The 17,414-nt window shown below is 46.1% G+C and carries 14 protein-coding genes; 7 read left to right on the forward strand and 7 right to left on the reverse strand.

What is annotated here, in order from left to right; all coding sequences use genetic code 11:
• Positions 1 to 53: 53 nt before the first annotated feature.
• Positions 54 to 1,670, reverse strand: a complete 1,617-nt coding sequence (glgP, locus tag MHB37_RS04220; RefSeq protein WP_076130674.1) for an alpha-glucan family phosphorylase — start codon at positions 1,668 to 1,670, stop codon at positions 54 to 56.
• Positions 1,671 to 1,926: 256 nt separating this feature from the next.
• On the opposite strand from glgP, the gene rbsK reads away from it, so the two are divergent.
• Together rbsK and aroD are read left to right on the forward strand one after the other, a co-directional pair.
• The gene (rbsK, locus tag MHB37_RS04225; RefSeq protein WP_218640434.1) at positions 1,927 to 2,856 is read left to right on the forward strand and encodes a ribokinase; all 930 of its coding nucleotides are present in this window, start codon (positions 1,927 to 1,929) and stop codon (positions 2,854 to 2,856) included.
• Positions 2,857 to 2,917: 61 nt separating this feature from the next.
• Positions 2,918 to 3,682 carry a type I 3-dehydroquinate dehydratase gene (gene aroD, locus MHB37_RS04230; RefSeq protein ID WP_076130672.1) on the forward strand — a complete coding sequence of 255 codons (765 nt, stop codon included), beginning with the start codon at positions 2,918 to 2,920 and terminating at the stop codon, positions 3,680 to 3,682.
• An 84-nt stretch (positions 3,683 to 3,766) separates the two neighbouring features.
• Here aroD and MHB37_RS04235 read toward each other — a convergent pair whose 3' ends face one another.
• From MHB37_RS04235 to bglX, 4 genes are all read right to left on the reverse strand, one after another.
• A complete protein-coding gene (locus tag MHB37_RS04235) occupies positions 3,767 to 4,519 on the reverse strand; it encodes a MerR family transcriptional regulator (RefSeq protein ID WP_076282127.1) in 753 nt (250 codons plus the stop codon).
• A gap of 173 nt (positions 4,520 to 4,692) precedes the next feature.
• Positions 4,693 to 5,445: a 3'-5' exonuclease gene (locus tag MHB37_RS04240; protein WP_036686897.1), complete on the reverse strand. Its 753-nt coding sequence runs from the start codon at positions 5,443 to 5,445 to the stop codon at positions 4,693 to 4,695.
• Between the two features lie 186 nt (positions 5,446 to 5,631).
• Positions 5,632 to 6,600 (reverse strand): metallophosphoesterase family protein, encoded by a 969-nt coding sequence (locus tag MHB37_RS04245; RefSeq protein ID WP_076302802.1) that lies wholly within the window; start codon positions 6,598 to 6,600, stop codon positions 5,632 to 5,634.
• 116 nt (positions 6,601 to 6,716) lie between these two features.
• Positions 6,717 to 8,876 carry a beta-glucosidase BglX gene (bglX, locus tag MHB37_RS04250; RefSeq protein WP_248547950.1) on the reverse strand — a complete coding sequence of 720 codons (2,160 nt, stop codon included), beginning with the start codon at positions 8,874 to 8,876 and terminating at the stop codon, positions 6,717 to 6,719.
• Positions 8,877 to 9,518: 642 nt separating this feature from the next.
• Here bglX and MHB37_RS04255 point away from each other — a divergent pair.
• The 5 genes from MHB37_RS04255 to MHB37_RS04275 all read left to right on the forward strand — a co-directional run bounded on the left by MHB37_RS04255 (position 9,519) and on the right by MHB37_RS04275 (position 15,061).
• Positions 9,519 to 10,463 carry a sugar ABC transporter permease gene (locus tag MHB37_RS04255; protein ID WP_305953532.1) on the forward strand — a complete coding sequence of 315 codons (945 nt, stop codon included), beginning with the start codon at positions 9,519 to 9,521 and terminating at the stop codon, positions 10,461 to 10,463.
• A gap of 28 nt (positions 10,464 to 10,491) precedes the next feature.
• On the forward strand, positions 10,492 to 11,388 hold the full coding sequence (locus MHB37_RS04260) for a carbohydrate ABC transporter permease (RefSeq protein ID WP_076105429.1): 897 nt from the start codon (positions 10,492 to 10,494) through the stop codon (positions 11,386 to 11,388).
• 80 nt (positions 11,389 to 11,468) lie between these two features.
• Positions 11,469 to 13,046 (forward strand): DUF3502 domain-containing protein, encoded by a 1,578-nt coding sequence (locus MHB37_RS04265; RefSeq protein ID WP_076105428.1) that lies wholly within the window; start codon positions 11,469 to 11,471, stop codon positions 13,044 to 13,046.
• A 68-nt stretch (positions 13,047 to 13,114) separates the two neighbouring features.
• A complete protein-coding gene (locus MHB37_RS04270; protein ID WP_036686912.1) occupies positions 13,115 to 14,137 on the forward strand; it encodes a LacI family DNA-binding transcriptional regulator in 1,023 nt (340 codons plus the stop codon).
• 36 nt (positions 14,138 to 14,173) lie between these two features.
• The gene (locus tag MHB37_RS04275; RefSeq protein WP_076194375.1) at positions 14,174 to 15,061 is read left to right on the forward strand and encodes a sugar phosphate isomerase/epimerase; all 888 of its coding nucleotides are present in this window, start codon (positions 14,174 to 14,176) and stop codon (positions 15,059 to 15,061) included.
• An 87-nt stretch (positions 15,062 to 15,148) separates the two neighbouring features.
• Here MHB37_RS04275 and MHB37_RS04280 read toward each other — a convergent pair whose 3' ends face one another.
• Complete coding sequence (locus MHB37_RS04280; RefSeq protein ID WP_405168975.1) at positions 15,149 to 15,928, reverse strand: spermidine synthase; 780 nt, start codon at positions 15,926 to 15,928, stop codon at positions 15,149 to 15,151.
• Positions 15,900 to 17,399, reverse strand: a complete 1,500-nt coding sequence (locus MHB37_RS04285) for a response regulator (protein ID WP_405168976.1) — start codon at positions 17,397 to 17,399, stop codon at positions 15,900 to 15,902. The genes MHB37_RS04280 and MHB37_RS04285 overlap by 29 nt, the downstream gene beginning before the upstream one ends.
• Between the last annotated feature and the right edge of the window lie 15 nt (positions 17,400 to 17,414).

Genomic DNA, 17,414 nt, shown 5'->3' on the forward strand with positions numbered 1-17,414 from the left:
CACTGAAGGGGTGCGCTGCATTTTTTGATATAGAAGATATTCGGTTCTTGTACTTAGGCTTTAATGTACATTCTGTTGTAATATTCATCTAACATTCTTTTGGTGGCAAACTCCGTACGGGTGGTTTCGATACTCTTTTTCATCATTTGTACCCACTGTTCACGATTCTCGTAAAAGGTTGGGAGTACACGTTTCAATAAGGTGTCGTACAGTGCATCACTATCATGCTTATCCAGCACCTCAAAGTCTGTAGTTTCGAAGCCGTCTCCAATCTGCCAGCCATTCTCACCATCGATGCAGGCTTCCGGCCACCAGCCATCCAGAATAGAACAGTTCAATACACCGTTCATAGCTGCTTTCATCCCGGAGGTGCCGCTGGCTTCCAATGGTCTGCGTGGATTGTTGAGCCAAATATCAGCACCGCGCGTCAGCTGGGCGCCAATCGTCATATCGTAATTCTCGAGGAACACAACACTCTTTGGATACTTTTTCATCATCGCTACTAGGTTACTGACGATTTTTTTACCGTTATCATCGAGTGGGTGCGCTTTGCCGGAGAATACAATTTGTATCTTTCCAGACTCCAGATAAGGTTCGATAATTTCTGGCTGCGAGAAGATCAGGTCGCTTCGTTTATATGGAGCAGCTCTGCGTGAGAAGCCGATGAGTAGATTGTCAGCATTTAAGCTAATGCCGGAACGTTCTTTGATGAACTGGATCAGTTCGCCCTTGATCTCTTTATGCACTGCCCATAAGTCACCATCCTGTTCGTAGGCTTGTGTCATTCTATCATCTACCCAGGTAGGAGTATGGATGGCATTAGTAATGCCTATAATTTCTGATCTTCCGGCTACTTCCTTCCACATTTTATTAGCCGTATCGGCGTGTAGCTGGGCTACTGCGTTGGAAATACGTGATAGTCTTAGACCTGCAACCGTCATATTAAATGGCTCGCCGCCGATCCGCTCCATCTGGTCACGGGTTAAGCCGTTGAACGCACTCATATACTCAAGTCGGTCGAGAGGATGGGTTTCGTTGCCTTCTTTGATTGGTGTGTGGGTAGTGAATACGACTTCTTCGCGAGTGGCTTTCCACGCTTCTTCGAAGGTATGGCCTCCGGACATTTTTTCACGGATTAGTTCGATAGCCGCTAGAGCCGCATGACCCTCATTGAAGTGATAGACATCAATAGGGATTTGCAGCGCACGCATAGCTTTGACTCCACCAATCCCAAGCACGATCTCTTGTGCGATCCGTTCTTCGCCGAACCAGCCGTACAATTGGCCTGTGATCCAGGCATCATTATTCTCGGGAATATCCGTATCCAGTAAATACAATGTGCTGTTGCCAAAATAATCAGTTTTCCATACTTTGCATACCACATCGGTTTTTCGGACTTTAACAGTTACCTTAACCCCTGTATCTTCAAGAAACTCATAAACATAATTGTGATAGGAGTCGTACGGATTGCCATTGGCATCAATCTTTTGGTCCGTGTAACCTTGTTTCCACTTCAGCCCAATAGGGATGATAGGGGCGTTGATATCTTTTGCACCCTTGATGTAGTCTCCGGCAAGAATGCCCAGACCTCCGGCATACATTTTGAAATCGGAATGCAGCCCGTACTCCATACTAAAATAAGCGACTGACGGTAATTTTTGTTCGTTCACTTGATAAGCCTCCTAATCACGGATTAGATTAAATTGCAGTGAAGCTGCGGGCATTATCTTAGGTGCAAACGTTTGCTCAAAATAGTGCAGGCAATCATTGTGGAAGCGATTGCACCACTATTCTAGCACACTCGATGAATAAAAGCATAACGTCAATTTGGTGAAAACAACCATTTTGAATCCAATTGAGCGGAATTGATTGATAAAGTGGACAGAAGCCCCTAAGATAAAGAGATTGAAGAAATAATTAATGGTGGTGTCTAAGTTGGATATAGTTGTGATTGGAAGCTTGAATATGGATATGGTGGTACGTACAAACCGGTCACCAAATGCAGGAGAAACCCTGATTGGACAAGCCTTTGCTCTATCTCCTGGCGGAAAAGGGGCAAATCAGGCCGTTGCCGCAGCACGTCTGGGTGCAGAGGTTAGTATGATCGGAAGAGTTGGAAAAGATACCTTTGGTAGCGAAATGCTGGAGATTATCAGGAATGAAGGCATTCATATAGAGCATATTTCTGTAAGTGAACATGAGGCAACAGGAGTCGCCTCAATCGTTATTGAAGAAGATGGAGAAAATCGGATTATCGTGGTACCTGGAGCGAATATTGAGCTTACGGTAGAGGATATTCAGGCATTGGAGGCTGTGATTAGCCAGGCTAAGATCATTGTGCTGCAGCTTGAAATGGATCTGGCGATGAGTGAGCAGGCGATTGCGATTGCCCATCGTAAGGGGATTCCGGTCATCCTTAATCCTGCACCAGCTAGAGTGCTAAAGGATGAGATGCTGGCTCAGGTATCTTACCTGACACCTAATGAGACGGAAGCGGGGATTTTGTCCGGAATGATTGTGGATAGCGCAGAGACTGCTGAGCAGGCAGCCCGTATTTTGCTGCAAAAAGGAGTACAGAACGTAATTGTAACCTTGGGTTCAAAAGGTGCCCTGATTGTGAATGCTGAAGGTGCCAAGGCTGTTCCAGGCTTCCCGGTAAAGGCGGTAGATACAGTTGCTGCCGGTGACTCATTTAATGGCGCATTAGCCCAGCAGCTGGTCTTAGGGAAGACCTTGGAGGAAGCCGTGAGCTTCGCTAATGCTGTAGGTGCATTGGCTGTAGGGAAAGAAGGGGCGATCCCTTCATTGCCGCAGTTGTCCGAGGTCGAGCAGTTTCTAAAACGTAAATCGCTGTAGAATAGACAGTACAGGATATTCAAGATCTATACTAGATGAGATAGGATAAGGAGCTTAAATAATGAGCAGAACAGTAACCGTTAAAAATGTGATCATCGGCGAAGGAATCCCTAAGATATGTGTTCCGCTAATTGGAGCGACCTTGTCTGAGCTGAAGCAGGAAGCGGAAGCGCTGAAAGTACTGCAACCTGATTTGGTGGAGTGGCGGACGGATTTTTTTGCTGAAGTGGAAGACGTTGCAGCTGTAAAGAACGCACTAAGCGAAATCTGTTCTGTGATTCCAGATCTGCCGCTGATTTTTACTTTTCGGAGTGCAAAAGAAGGCGGAGAGAAGCAAGTCAGCACGGAATATTACACAGCACTGAATAAAGCTGCTGCCGAGAGCGGTCTAGTAGATATAATAGATGTTGAACTATTTAATGATGAGCAGGATGTAAAGCTACTGGTCGAAGCTGCTCATGCTCATAACGTGTCTGTCATTATTTCAAATCATGATTTTCAGGGTACACCTCCTAAAGAGGAGATCATCTCACGGTTATGCAAGGCGCAGGAGCTTGGCGGGGATTTGCCTAAAATTGCCGTTATGCCCCAAGATGCAGGCGATGTGTTAACTTTGCTGGAAGCTACACATATCATGAAGGAAAAATATGCAGACCGTCCGATTATAACGATGTCTATGGCGGGAGCCGGGGTGATCAGCCGTTTGGCAGGTGAAGTTTTTGGTTCAGCGCTTACCTTCGGAGCTGCACATAAACCTTCTGCACCTGGCCAGGTAGCTGTCGCTGAGCTTCGGAATACATTGTCGCTGCTGCACCGCAGTCTGTGATTTCTGCTGATTGCTATTGCCTCAAAAAAAAGGCATCCGGAGTATCCGGATGCCTTTTTCTATTTTAAAATATTGTTCGTGCGCTTACGCATTTTTTCCCGTATATACATGTACGGCATCTCTTAGAAACGCAGCGAGTCCAGGGCGGCGTTTGTCATAGTATTCGGTAAAACGTTCATCATCAACATACAATTGTGCAACACCAGCATGAGCTTCTTTGGAATAGGAATTCCAGTAGAAGGAGAGCCACTCACGGTGTAGGTCTGCACTTTTTTGCGCTAATACACTGGCAGGGTCTCCATGCTCCATTGCTTGCAAGAGTGTTTCGAACATCTCTTCCTCAAGCTGTTGTATAGCGGCATATTGTTCTTCTGTCATTCCTTTAAGCTTTTGGTTGGATTGATTAATGGTGTCATCTCCGTATTTCTCCCTTATTTCTTGGCCATATTTCTTTTCGTTGTCATCTACCAGCTTTTGTTTAAAGCCTTCGAATTTTTCAGTATCACTCATGGTAATTCTCCCTTCTTTTTGAGCCAGCGTCTTTTCGACGTTAGCGATTAATAGATCTAATTGCTGTCTTTTTTCCAGTAGCTTGTCATGATGCTCCCGCAGCGCTTTGGCTCCGTCGAATGAGGGCTCTGTCATAATAGCCTTGATACGTTCCAGACTTAAGCCAAGCTCCCGATAAAATAAAATTTGCTGTAGTAGATCTACTTCGGTACGGCCATAGATACGATACCCCGAAGAGTTGATTCTCGCCGGCTTAAGAATGCCAAACTCATCGTAGTAGCGCAGGGTCCGTGTGCTGATTCCAGCTAACTCTGCGAGCTTCTGCACTGTGTATTCCGTAGTATCACCTCCTACAAATCAAATGTACACCTTTACGTAACGTGAAGGTCAAATGGTTTTTTTAGCATATCCAAAACAGCGGCAGCTACCCTCTGAATGATCATGGGGAAGTCTGCCGCTGCTATGAATAAGTCTATAATGTTAAGCTTTGCTGCTTGAATTTATTTATGGCCCATCTGTGCTGTGAAATAATTGTGCAATTCCTCCAGCTTACGAGGGTCCGCAAGGGTTGCTTTGTCTGAGAAGTAGTGTTCAACGACAAGGTCCCAGGTAGGTACAATTTTTTGTGAGGTCATAGCCTTTATGGCTACCTTAACTGTTTTGCGTTCTTTGGCATTGGAGAAGGTATCTACGTAATGCTGTGAACGCTCAAAATCCAGATCCTTAAACACGGCGCGGAAGATCTCTGACGTCATCCGTGCATCATCCAGCGCCCGGTGTGCAGATCCAGTAGGCTCAAGCTCAAACAATGCCATCGCGCTTTCCACGCTGACATCATTGCTAAGACCACGCGCACGAAGAACTCCTTTGAGCAAATCGAAATACGTAGCGGACATCCAGTAGGATTCGTCCATCTTGTGCATGCGCACATCCTGAATGATTCGCTTCATGTCTTCGCCACCCCAGGTAAGCAGCAGAACTCCGTCTGTACTTAGATCAAGCCACTCTCTAAAAGCAGTGATGACTTTGGGGAAGCGGGCGGCAATATCGATTTCCTCTTGAGGGATACCCGTTTTTTTCTTAATAAAGGAATTCAGGGTGGAGAAATATATAGGTTTGATCAAGGAAGAAAATTCATCCTTATACTGCAGTGAAGAGTCTAACCGGACGGCTCCAATCTCAATGACCTCCATAGGGTGCTCGCTGGCAAACTTACGGCCGTTGAATTCGATGTCCAGAATAATATAATCCACAGGTACTTGCCTCCGTTTCCATGACTGACGCTGTAGTGCTTAATACGTCGACTTCTCTATTTTAACAAAAAAAGTGATGTAATGGGGAATATGGAGACAAGCTAATATTTGCACAAAAAAATGAACCAGCGTAACATCTGCGCACTGGTTCATTTAATCACTATTAAAATTTAATCCTATAAAAGATTAATGTCCTGAATCGGCAGCAGGTTCAGGCATATGAATCGGCTGTTCATTTATAACGGATCCGTCATCAAGACGAAGCCAGGTATTGAAGTCTTGAGTGCCTTTGACCAGTTCGATGACGCGTGCTCCCCGCATAAAGCCTTCTTTTCCATAAGTATTGTAGCCGGTAGCACGGCCATAAGAAAGACGTATGCCATACAGGTTGCCGCTAAAATCGTTGATATGGTCATGTCCGCAGAAGGTGCCAAGCACATCACCCATTTCCAGCAAAGCTGAGAATAAGCCCGAGTTCACCTCAGGTGAGCATACACGCTCAAACTTATGCCCATGACAGACTTGTGTAGACCAGACATCCCGATATTCGGGAATTGGAATATGGAAGAAAGCCAAGGCAGGCAGCCTGTTCTCAGCAGTCTTCGGATTCAGCCGCGCAGATTCAGCCGTCAGCCAGTTGATCTGATTCCGCCCAATCCAATTGTAGCCCGGGATATCCTCATACTCGGAGTAGCCGCCAGAGTCCAGAAAATACAAAATAGCAGCCGAGTGGTCTTCCTGATCTTTAATTTCAAGAGTGTAATTGCCCGAGCCTTCCAGCTCTTCTGGACCGGCTTCGGTCAGGCAGTGGGGATGTTCCAGGGCAATTTGCATCAGTTCACTCTTTGAAATCAGAGTTTCTGTGTCATGGTTGCCAAATACAAAGGTCCAAGGGATGCCGGATCTCTCCACGGCAGCGACAGCCTCACGAAAAGCTTGTGCGGGGTGCTCGCATGCCTTGTTTCCCGGTGATACAGGACCCGTGTAAATAAGATCTCCCGTGAAAACCACAAGATCAGGTTGTTCCGCATCCAGAATGCGTTCCATCAGTGCCTCGGTAAGCTGATCCTCAGCTCTTCCATCCATCCAGTGCAGATCGGTAAATTGTACGATTTTAAAAGTGCCATCTTGCTGAAATGATAAACTGTGTCTCATTAGAATAATCTCCCTTACTATCGAATATTGAATAGCAAGCTGTGGAGGCGCCAACCCCTCATTGCGCCAAGAGGGCAATAAGGGCTGACGTCGTTAGAAGCATAGCTATACGCAGGTCAGCCGATCCAGATCCGCTGAGTGCAATGATCTCCAGAGTTTCTACCGATCATAATATCATATTCCCCAGGCTCGAAGACCAACTGATCGTCTTTTCCGTAGAACATTAACATTTCTCTGGTGATTTCGAAGGAAACCACCTGTTTCTCATGCGGTGCGAGTGTAATCTGCTGGAAGCCTTTCAGTTCCTTGACCGGGCGCACGACACTTGCGCTGACGTCGTGGATGTAGAGCTGAACGGTTTCCTTGCCGGCGATGTCCGAAGTATTCTCTACTTCAATGGAGGCAACCACCCGATCCGCAGCTTCAACATTGAAGCTGTTGTAAGCAAACTTGGAATAGCTCAGGCCATAACCAAAACAGAACAGCGGGTCATTCGGGCAGTCCAGATAACGGGTCACGTAACGCACATTAGGATACATAGGATCATAAGGACGTCCCGTTTGATAAGCATTGTAATAGACAGGAATTTGCCCAACCGAGTAGGGGAAGCTCATCGATAAACGTCCGGAAGGATTATAATCTCCGAACAGCACATCGGCCAGCGAATTTCCTGACTCTGTACCCAGAAACCAAGCCTGCAGCAGAGCGTCGCTGGCATCAAGAACGGGTTTCAGCTCCAGTGGTCTGCCGCTGAATACAATGGTGACGACCTTTTTTCCGGTATCCTTCAGACGCCAGATCAGCTTCTCCTGATTGGCTGATAGGCGGAGATTGGATTTGCTTCCGCCTTCCCCGGTATCCTGCTGGTTCTCACCGACAGCGGCGAGAATTACATCACAATCCTTCAGCGCCTGGTAGGCGTCTTCAATTTCATCCTTCACATCAAAAACACCCTCAAGCATGCTTCCCAGCTCACCAGTCATGGCCGTAAAAATATTTTCGGCAGATGTTTTTTGCGAAATGCCGGTGTAGAGTGATACAGCCGGATCTTTTTCTGTCCCGGCCCAACCGCCCAGCACATGAATGGAGGTGGCGAAAGGACCAGCCAGACCAATCTTCATGCCACGTTTAAGGGGCAAAGCATCATTGTCGTTTTTGAGCAGTACAACTGAGCTAGCTCCAAGCTCCCGTGCGGCCTGCAGATGCTCCGCGATAGGTTTCGGAGCCTCATCCACCAGCGGATCTGCATCCTTAAATGGATTATCGAACAAGCCAAGCGCGTCCTTGAGCTCAAGCACCCGGATAACAGCTTCATCGATCAAGGCGATATCAAGCTTTCCTTCCTCGACCAGAGCAGCGCCGTGGTTTAGATAGTGAGTGGACATCATCTCAATATCCAGCCCAGCAGCCAGACTTTTCTCGGCTGCCTCACGGCCATCTATCGCGGCGCCATGGGGAATCAGCTCATTAACGGAATTGAAATCGGCGATGGTAACGCCGTTGAAGCCCCATTCTTCCCGTAAAATCCCGCGAAGAAGCTCGGAATTACCACTTGCCGGGATACGGTCAATGGTATTAAATGCGGCCATCACCATGGCCACACCAGCATCTACGGCAGCCTTATAGGCTGGCAGGTAGAACTCACGCAATACGCCGGAAGACATATCCACCGTGTTGTATTCCCGTCCGCCTTCGGGAGCACCATAACCAGCGAAGTGCTTCACACAGGCGGCGATGCGTCCTTTTTCTTTTAGGTCCTTGCCCTGATAACCCCGCACCATACTTTCGGTGACACGGGCATTCAGATAGGGATCCTCACCAGATGTCTCCATGACACGTCCCCAGCGCGGGTCGCGTACGAGATCAGTCATGGGCGAGAAGGTGACGTGAATGCCGGCAGCCGCACTCTCCTTGGCGGCGATTTCAGCAAACCTTTCACAGGCTTCAAGGTCAAAGCTGCTGCCCATGGCCAGCGGAATCGGGAGGATGGTCCGGTAGCCGTGAATGACATCCGCCATGAAGAGCAGAGGAATCTTTTGTCGGCTGGTTTGCAAATGTCGGGTCTGTTGCTCGATTACATTCCGGGCTCCAATACCGTTCAGAACACTTCCGATGCTCTCCATTACCTGCGGCTTAATATTCAGTTCCTTAAATGGACCAGTTAAATCCACGGTATCGTCCAAACCCCAATAGTGAGGACCTAGCTGGGTTAATTGGGCCAGCTTTTCGTCCAGGGTCATATCGTTCACAAGATCTTGGATAAACGTTTTAGTCATGGTTAACTCCTTCCTCGTGAGCGCATTGAAAGTTAGTTTGTTAAATAGATGTGTAGTTCCCCGCCGGGCAGCGTAAGCATGATTTTATTAGCAAAACTTACGTTAGATAGGCGATAAGGATGGGAGTGAACCGTTTACTCTCCTGGCACACAGCTCCGAGATGCGGAATGGGCCTGAGCTATAATCAGGTTCATTTGTTGTGAAAATCATAGCATTTCTCTCTTCGGATACAGGATGAGACATGAATTAAATTAGAAGAGGATTGCATCATTAAGATGTTACATATGGAGACTGACATGTCTATGAAAGAAAAGAATAAAAACGTTTCCACAAACGATACACCTCGATATTAGTCTGAACACCAAAAAAAGTCAATCGCCTTTAGAAAAACAGCTAATTTATATTTTTTTACGTGAAATATGTAACTTTAGTACTTGTAATTCAAAAATAAAATGAATTGACAGCGCATACATTTTGGGAGTATGCTTCTCACACAGAGAGTTTTACAGAAACACTGGAAACGTTTCTACAACGCTCGATACACTTTTTTATGAAGGTTGGGCAAACTGTTTTTATTCTGGCTGCTGGACAAGAAAGGAAGGTAATTTATGCATGTGACTGAATGCATCTTTCAAATTGGAGGTGGGCACTTTGGCGAGACTGAAGCTTGTGGGTGGAAACATTGTTCGGGAAGTCATTAAGAACAAAGTTCTTTTTCTAATGTTGCTGCCTGTAATCGTATATTTCGTTATCTTTCACTATGCTGTAATGCCTGGAGCTTACGTCGCATTTGTAGATTACAAGCTCAATAAGGGGATTTTTGGAAGTAACTTTATCGGCCTTAAGAACTTTGAGTTTCTGGTTCAAAATGGGGATCTATGGAATATTACCAAGAATACGCTGCTCTATAATATCGTCTTTCTGGCTTTAGGTAATATCATTCAAATAGTATTTGCCATTATGTTGTCTGAGATCTCAGGCAAGTGGTTCAAAAAAATATCACAATCCGTTATCCTGTTACCGAATTTCATCTCCATGGTTATCGTCGGTGTGTTTGCCTACAATATATTCAATTTCAATTCCGGGTTTATCAATACGATGTTAACTGGAATGGGGCTAGACCGTTACGAGTTCTATTCCGATCCGGGCATCTGGAAATATATTATTGTGGCTTTCAAGATCTGGGCGGGTACCGGATATGGAATGATTGTTTATCTGGCAACGATCACAGGGATTAATCATGATCTGTACGAGGCTGCTTATATGGATGGAGCGACTACCTGGCAGCGAATCCGTTATATGACCTTGCCGATTCTGAAGCCAACCTTTATTCTGCTTCTACTGTTCGGTATGGGTGGAATTCTCAAGGGATCCTTTGACCTTTTCTATAATCTGATCGGTACGAACTCTGTACTGTATCCGCAGACAGATATCATCGATACCTATGTCTTCCGTTCACTGGTGGGACAATTCAACTTCTCTATGGGTGCCGCAGTGGGCTTCTACCAATCCTTATTCGGTCTGATCCTGGTGCTTGTAGTTAACTTTATTGTACGCAAGGTAGAACCGGACAGCGCTTTGTTCTAAGACTAGACACGAAACAGGGGTGATAAATATGGAAAAGAGTACAATCAAACAGGATTCCGGAAGCATTCTCATAAAAGCAGTCAGTTATATCTGTATCGCTATCTTTGCGCTATTCTGTTTATTTCCCTTCGCGTTGATGATCTCCTCATCGTTCATGAACGAGCAGGAAATTGTTCGTGAAGGCTACAAGCTGCTGCCGAAGGCATTTTCCTTTAAGGCTTACGAGATGCTATTCAACAACTCTACTCAGCTGGTGAATGCTTATCAGGTAACTATCTTCATCACCGTAGTGGGTACGGTACTCGGACTGTTTATGATGTCGATGGCCGGATTCGTGCTCAACCGTAAGGATTTCAAGTACCGCAACTTCTTTTCCTTCTTGATTTACTTTACAACACTATTCAGTGGCGGCTTGATTCCGACATACATCCTGATGGTTAAGCACCTGCATATGAAGGACAGCTTATTCGCCATGATTCTTCCGGGTGTAGTTGGTGCATGGTCCATCTTCCTGATGCGTAATTTCATGAAGGCGATTCCGGATTCCTTATATGAATCCGCTACCATTGACGGTGCTGGTGACTTTCGCATCTATTGGCGGATATTTATTCCGCTGGCGGTTCCATCCTTGGCTACTATTGGACTTTTCTCAGCACTAGGCTTTTGGAATGAGTGGTATAACGGGATGTTGTATATTGACAGTCCGACGAAATATCCGCTCCAATACTTTTTGCAGCGAATGGTCAATCAGACGAACTTAGGAGCGCTAATCAACTCGGGAGCGGTCATCAATACTGCTGATCTTCCGACGCAATCCATCAAGATGGCTACAGCTGTGCTGGCCACTGGACCGATTATTCTCCTGTATCCATTTGTACAGCGTTATTTCGTAACAGGCCTCACCATCGGGGCTGTAAAGGGTTAATGGACGCAATCTTCTTTTCGAAGAGCGTTTATTATAAATGAAAGTTTCATAAATAGAAGAGAAAAGGGAGGCTTACCTAAATGAAAGGTAAAAAGATCGCGTCTTCTTTAATTGCTGTCCTCATGCTTACTGGAGCACTGACAGCCTGCACATCCAAGAACAACAATGAGCCGAGTAATGATCCGGCAGCCACGAAAGCTCCAGAGGCTTCAGCCAATGCAGGCGGAGTGGATACTTCCAAGGAAGCTAAGCTGGTGTACTACCTGTGGGGCAGCGAAGGAGTTAAAAATAAAGAAATCCTCGCTGAGATTAACAAGAAGCTCAAGGCTGATCTAAACGCTACGATTGAAGTGAAGTATATTGACTGGCCGGATATCGCTACTAAGTACCCGCTGCTATTTGCTTCAGGCGAAGAATTTGATATGTCGCATGCATCTCCCGGAGCTCCAGTGTCTTATTTCACATTGGCTAGTGAAGGCGCTCTAGTGGACCTTACAGATATGCTGGATAAAGTTGCTCCTAAGCTAAAAGCGGAAATCCCGGAAAGTGTGTGGGAGAATACAAAATACAAAGGCAAAATTTATGGTGTACCAAGTCTTTATAGCGAATACACACCTGCCGGTTATGCCTATCGTTCTGACTTGCTGAAGAAATATGGAATGGACAAAATCACTTCCATTGATGATATGGTTAAATACATGGATAATGTGGTTGCTAATGAGTCCTTCCCACCAATTAACGGCAAGGCAGAAGATGCAGCCAATATGTTCAGAATGCTCGTAGATACTACAGGGATGTGGCTTAACGCTCCTGGTATATCTTTGAATGAGCTGAATCTTGTGACCAAAAGTCCAGAGGACTACAAGACCGTCTTCCATCCAGCTTTCACTCAGGAATTTGAAGATTGGGCTGTGAAGATGCGTGAATGGGCGGATAAGGGTTACTGGAGTAAAGATGTGCTGTCTGCAACCCTAGGCAGCAAGGATAACTTCAGAGCAGCTAACTCCGCAGGTTATTTGACTCATGCTCAGGACTGGATCGGCCAATACGGTGCGGATTTGAAGGCGCAACCGGAATCAGATCCTTACTTCTTTACTTTTGCGGAAGCTAATAAGAAGATCAAACGTAAGATGGGCGTTGACAACTCGACTGTAATCAGCACGAACTCAGCTAATCCAGAGCGCGCTCTGATGGTGATCGAGAAGTTCATGACCGATGAAAGCTACTACAACCTCATCCAAAACGGTATTGAAGGCAAACAATATGTGATGGAAAATGGTGTTAAAAAGCAGCCTGCAGGCTTCAACGATAAAACGGACGGCGGAGGTTTCGCTGCTTGGTCACTTCGTAATGACAAATTCGTAGTTCCTACGGATACAGAAAACCCAATCCGTAACTCCTTATTCGCAGAATGGGATAAAGTGGCTATCGATGATCCTTACAATGGCTTCAGCTTTGATCCAACCAATGTTACAACTGAAATTGCTTCGATTTCCAACGTGAATTCACAGCTTGGTATTCAATTGATGCTTGGTAAAACAAGCAAAGATCCAAAAGCAGCTGTTGCAGAGTACCGCGATCAGCTGAAAAAAGCAGGAGTTGACAAGGTCATTGCCGAAGTAGAGAAGCAATTGGCTGCGTTTGTTCCTGTCAACTAAAGAAAGTTAAGGGGTGTAAGGGAGCTATAATTCGATATAGCTCCTTTACCCATAAATGGGGGAGTAAAGTGGATGTAAATATCAAGGATATCGCGCGGATTTCCGGTGTGGGCATCTCGACGGTCTCCAGGGTAATCAATAACAAGGGACCGGTGAGCAAGTCTACACGTGAGAAAGTGATGAGTGTGGTTAAGGAATACAATTATATTCCCAATTCCAACGCGCGGAATTTGAAAACTACACAATCTAAGAACATTGCACTTATGGTCAAGGGGATTACCAATCCTTTTTTCTCTAATATGATCAGAGAAATTGAACGGCAGGTCAATCTGCGGGGCTACCCGTTTCTTATCCAGCAAGTAGAGGATGGGACCGATGAAATCAATGCTGCAATTCAACTGGTGAAGGAGAAGAATCTGTGTGGGATTATCTTCATGGGTGGAACCTATGATCATTCTGAAGAGAAGTTCAAACAGCTGACGGTTCCGTTTGTGCTGACAACGATCACCTCAACGCAGGAGGTGAACCCGCTTATTTTTTCCAGCGTTATTATCAATGAAACGAAGGAAGCCTATAAGGCTACCAATTATTTGATCTCATTAGGTCATACGAATATCGGCTTTTTAGCCAAGTCTCCATTATTGGATGAAACCACGGGCAACCGGCGGTATTTAGGCTACAAAAAAGCACTCGAAGAGCAGGGTCTGCCCTATGATTCAGGGTTGGTTGAGGATTGTGAATACAGTCCCAGCTCGGGATTTAATGCTGCGCGGAGACTGCTCAACAAGAACAAGGGAATTACAGCTATATTTGCCGCTTCCGACACGATTGCCATCGGTGCTGCCAAAGCGGTGCTTACCGCGGGGTTATCTATCCCTGATGACATTTCGATCATTGGCTTTGACGGGATCGAGATGGCTGAATATTATCATCCTTCTCTTGATACAATCAGCCAGCCGGGTACGGAAATGGCCTTATCCAGTGTAGGTGTTCTGTTCGACCTCATTTCCGGACGTTCAAACCATCAGCATATTGTCTATGATGCGGTATTGCTCAAGCGTGGTTCCTGCAAGATGATTAAACCTCGTTAAGATCACACTATAAACCTTTATTGGAGTGGAACCGAAATGCAAGATACACTGAGAATAGGTACGATTGTACGTGGTGGAGAAGCCGTTAAGGTCATTCCACAAATTGTGGGGCATGGATTTGAATCATTTAATCTGAACTTTTGGCAGACCACCGGCGAAACCGATTTGATAGAAACGGCTGCACGACTGAGGGAGTTAGCTGCTGAACATGATTTTGTCATCTCTTCTGTGGGCATCTATGGCAATCCGCTCGCAGGCAGCGGCGACAATGCCGACACGTTGGCAAGCTGGGAGCGGCTGATTGATCATGCACATTTGTTTGGCACAGATATTATAGGCGGGTTCACTGGGCGATTGCCAGGTTTGTCCATTGATGAGTCCATCCCGAAGTTTACAGAGGTGTTCGGAGAACTGGCGAAGAGAGCGGCAGATCGTGGCCTGCGGATTGCTTTTGAGAATTGCGCTATGGGCGGAAACTGGCAGAGCGGAGAGTGGAACATCGCTCACAATCCTTCGGCCTGGGAGAAGATGTTCAATGCCGTTCCGGCGGATAATCTGGGATTGGAATGGGAGCCTTGCCACCAGATGATCGCATTGATTGATCCGCTTCCGCAGCTGCGCAAATGGATGGATAAAGTATTCCATGTGCATGGCAAGGATGCGACCATCGCTTGGGACATCGTCAAGGAATACGGTATTCATGGCCCCAAACCTTATGTATGGGACCGGACCCCTGGCTTCGGGGATACCAATTGGGTAGATGTAATCACCATCCTGCGCCAAGCGGGTTATAAAGGTACGATTGATATCGAAGGCTGGCATGATCCAGTGTATCGTGATGAGCTGGAAATGACCGGCCAGGTGCATGCATTGAATTACTTGAAATATTGCCGTGGTGGCAGCTTTGTGCCTAATCCGGTTTAAATGGTGCCGTATGAAAACAACCCAAAAATGACCTCGAAATCCACAGTGAAGTGGAGGATGAGGTCATTTTTTATAGTTAATCCTGATTTAATCCTGAATCAGATATCCTTGTCCCAGCTGTATTTCTTTGAAGCCAGCCAAATGGCGGGCTTGAAAGCGGATAGGGGTGCTGCCGCCAACCATAATGATATTTTGGATATCGGCGGCCCCTTCTGAAGGCAGGGAAAAGGCTCTGATATAGGCGTACTCTTCGGCTAGCGTTGTATAAATCGCGTTGATCAGCGGGTCATGTTCACCTTTTCCCATTAGATTCATGAGAATATATCCGCTTGTGTTCAGCTTGGAACGGGTAATACTGAAAAATTCACGGGAGATCAAATGCCTTGGTGTACCAGCGGCAGTAAAGGCATCCAAAATGATGTAATCATATACGTGCGGGGCTTCGCCTTCAAGGATCTGACGTCCGTCACCGATCACTACGTTATCTTGACTATATCCAAAGCAGCGGCGGCTTAATTCGACTACTTGTTTGTCTAGCTCGGCTACTTTAAATCTTTTGTCCGGAAAATGTCCGGCAATTGTTCCAATTCCATGCCCAATAAGAAAAACATCCTCAAAAGAAGGGAGGTTGAACTCCATGAAGTGAATGATGGCCCGCGGATATTCAAAGAGAATTCGTTGCGGGTCATTAAGATCCATCGCACCTTGAGTGGCATGATTCGAGAACTGCATAACACGGAAGGAGCCTTTTTCACCATATAGTTCTGTTGTGTCGTAGACGGTTATTTCATGATTTTCGCTATTTCTTTGAAGCTCTGAATGCAAGTGATCGATCTCCTTATACAATACTAATTCGTTTATATTCATTGGGTGTAACCCCGACAACACGTTTAAAAAGCTTGTTGAAGTAGGCAGGATCGCCATATCCAACCTCTGCCCCAATCTCGTGAACCTTCAGGTCCGGAGCATTCTTGAGCAGATGTTTGGCTTTGCGCAGCCGAATTTCCGTGATGTAGTCCGTCAGTGTAAGTCCGGTCTCTTGCTTGAACAGCTTGCTTAAATAGCTTGGAGTCAAAAAAACCATATTCGCCAAAGTGTTCAGATCCGCATGCTGATTATAGTTAGCGGATATCCAGCGTTTTATGGTTTCTATGGCTGTGCCGGACATCTCCAGACGATGGGTTCTGATTTCGGTCAGAATGTTTGTGAAATGAGCGGTAAACATCTCCTCAATGTCGCAAAAGCTCATACTGGACGCGATTCTGTCGTCCAACCTGAGGTCGGGAGCACTTTTATTGCGGGCCTCGAATTCTTGCAGTTCCTTTTGTGCAGTTTCTTCAACCCATCGACAGACCCGGAGAATTTGGTCAGGACCGGCTTGTTGTGCTTTCAGCACTGAGAACAGGTCATGAATCCATTCTAAGACGCCTGTCACATTCAGAATCTGCAGATTATGGATCAGCGGTTCTCTAATTGTATTAAAGTGATCCAGGAGGTTCATCTCCGGCTGTTGAATGTTCTGAATATTCGCGTAATGTACAGGCTCCGGATTATATATGCCCATGTTGCAGGCTTGTTTAGCATCTAGGTATGCCTGTCTAAGCTTGGATACCTCATTATAACAACCGCTGGTACCTACATGTAGGATCTTTCCGTGTGCAGATATCCGCATAATGTCACCGATATCTTCTAAATCGTTGTCTGACAGCGGCTCAGCAGAATATACAATCCAGACGTAGAGTCCTTTTTGAATCTCCAAGCTGTCGAAGCTCAACGCCTTCTCTTGCCGCAGACTGTCTGCGCAGGAGCAGACGGTTTCTCTGGCGCTCCCTTTGAGGACAAAGACCGAGAAATAAGGCTGGGGCAAGGTAAGGCTGGATAATAGGAGAGGGGAAGAGGGCTCTTCGATATGTAAGACTGTCAATAAAAGCCCGGAACGGTGGCGTTCTTCCTTGTCGCGCGCGAGCTGCCGTTCTTTGTCTAGCCGATAAAGCAGCTCGAACAGCTGCTCTTTATTAATTGGTTTTAATAAATAGTCTACAGCTGAGCTGCGGATGGCTTCTCGGGCATAATTAAATTCAACAAATCCACTCATTAGAATAGAGTAGATCTGCGGATGGGTGGCTTTTAACTGTTTAATCAGCTCCAAGCCATTGATTTGCGGCATACGAATATCTGTAATCACAACATCAAGTTGAAGTGTGCTTAACTTATCTAATAGATGTTTTCCGTCGGAGTAGGTGCCGATGACCAGAAATTCGGCGCTTTCTTTACTGATCATTCGGGCCAGTCCTTCGCGGATTAAGATCTCATCATCCACAATCGCAATACGCAGCAATCTGAGCAGCCCCTC

Source organism: Paenibacillus sp. FSL H3-0286 (genome assembly GCF_045040705.1).
Taxonomy (GTDB): Bacteria; Bacillota; Bacilli; order Paenibacillales; family Paenibacillaceae; genus Paenibacillus_AQ; species Paenibacillus_AQ odorifer.

Bases quoted from the DNA above. Each gene is read 5' to 3' on its own strand.
- MHB37_RS04265 (WP_076105428.1), top strand. From the start codon at position 11,469: ATGAAAGGTAAAAAGATCGCGTCTTCTTTAATTGCTGTCCTCATGCTT.
- bglX (WP_248547950.1), bottom strand. From the start codon at position 8,876: ATGACTAAAACGTTTATCCAAGATCTTGTGAACGATATGACCCTGGAC.
- MHB37_RS04260 (WP_076105429.1), top strand. From the start codon at position 10,492: ATGGAAAAGAGTACAATCAAACAGGATTCCGGAAGCATTCTCATAAAA.
- aroD (WP_076130672.1), top strand. From the start codon at position 2,918: ATGAGCAGAACAGTAACCGTTAAAAATGTGATCATCGGCGAAGGAATC.
- MHB37_RS04280 (WP_405168975.1), bottom strand. From the start codon at position 15,928: ATGAATATAAACGAATTAGTATTGTATAAGGAGATCGATCACTTGCAT.
- MHB37_RS04275 (WP_076194375.1), top strand. From the start codon at position 14,174: ATGCAAGATACACTGAGAATAGGTACGATTGTACGTGGTGGAGAAGCC.
- MHB37_RS04245 (WP_076302802.1), bottom strand. From the start codon at position 6,600: ATGAGACACAGTTTATCATTTCAGCAAGATGGCACTTTTAAAATCGTA.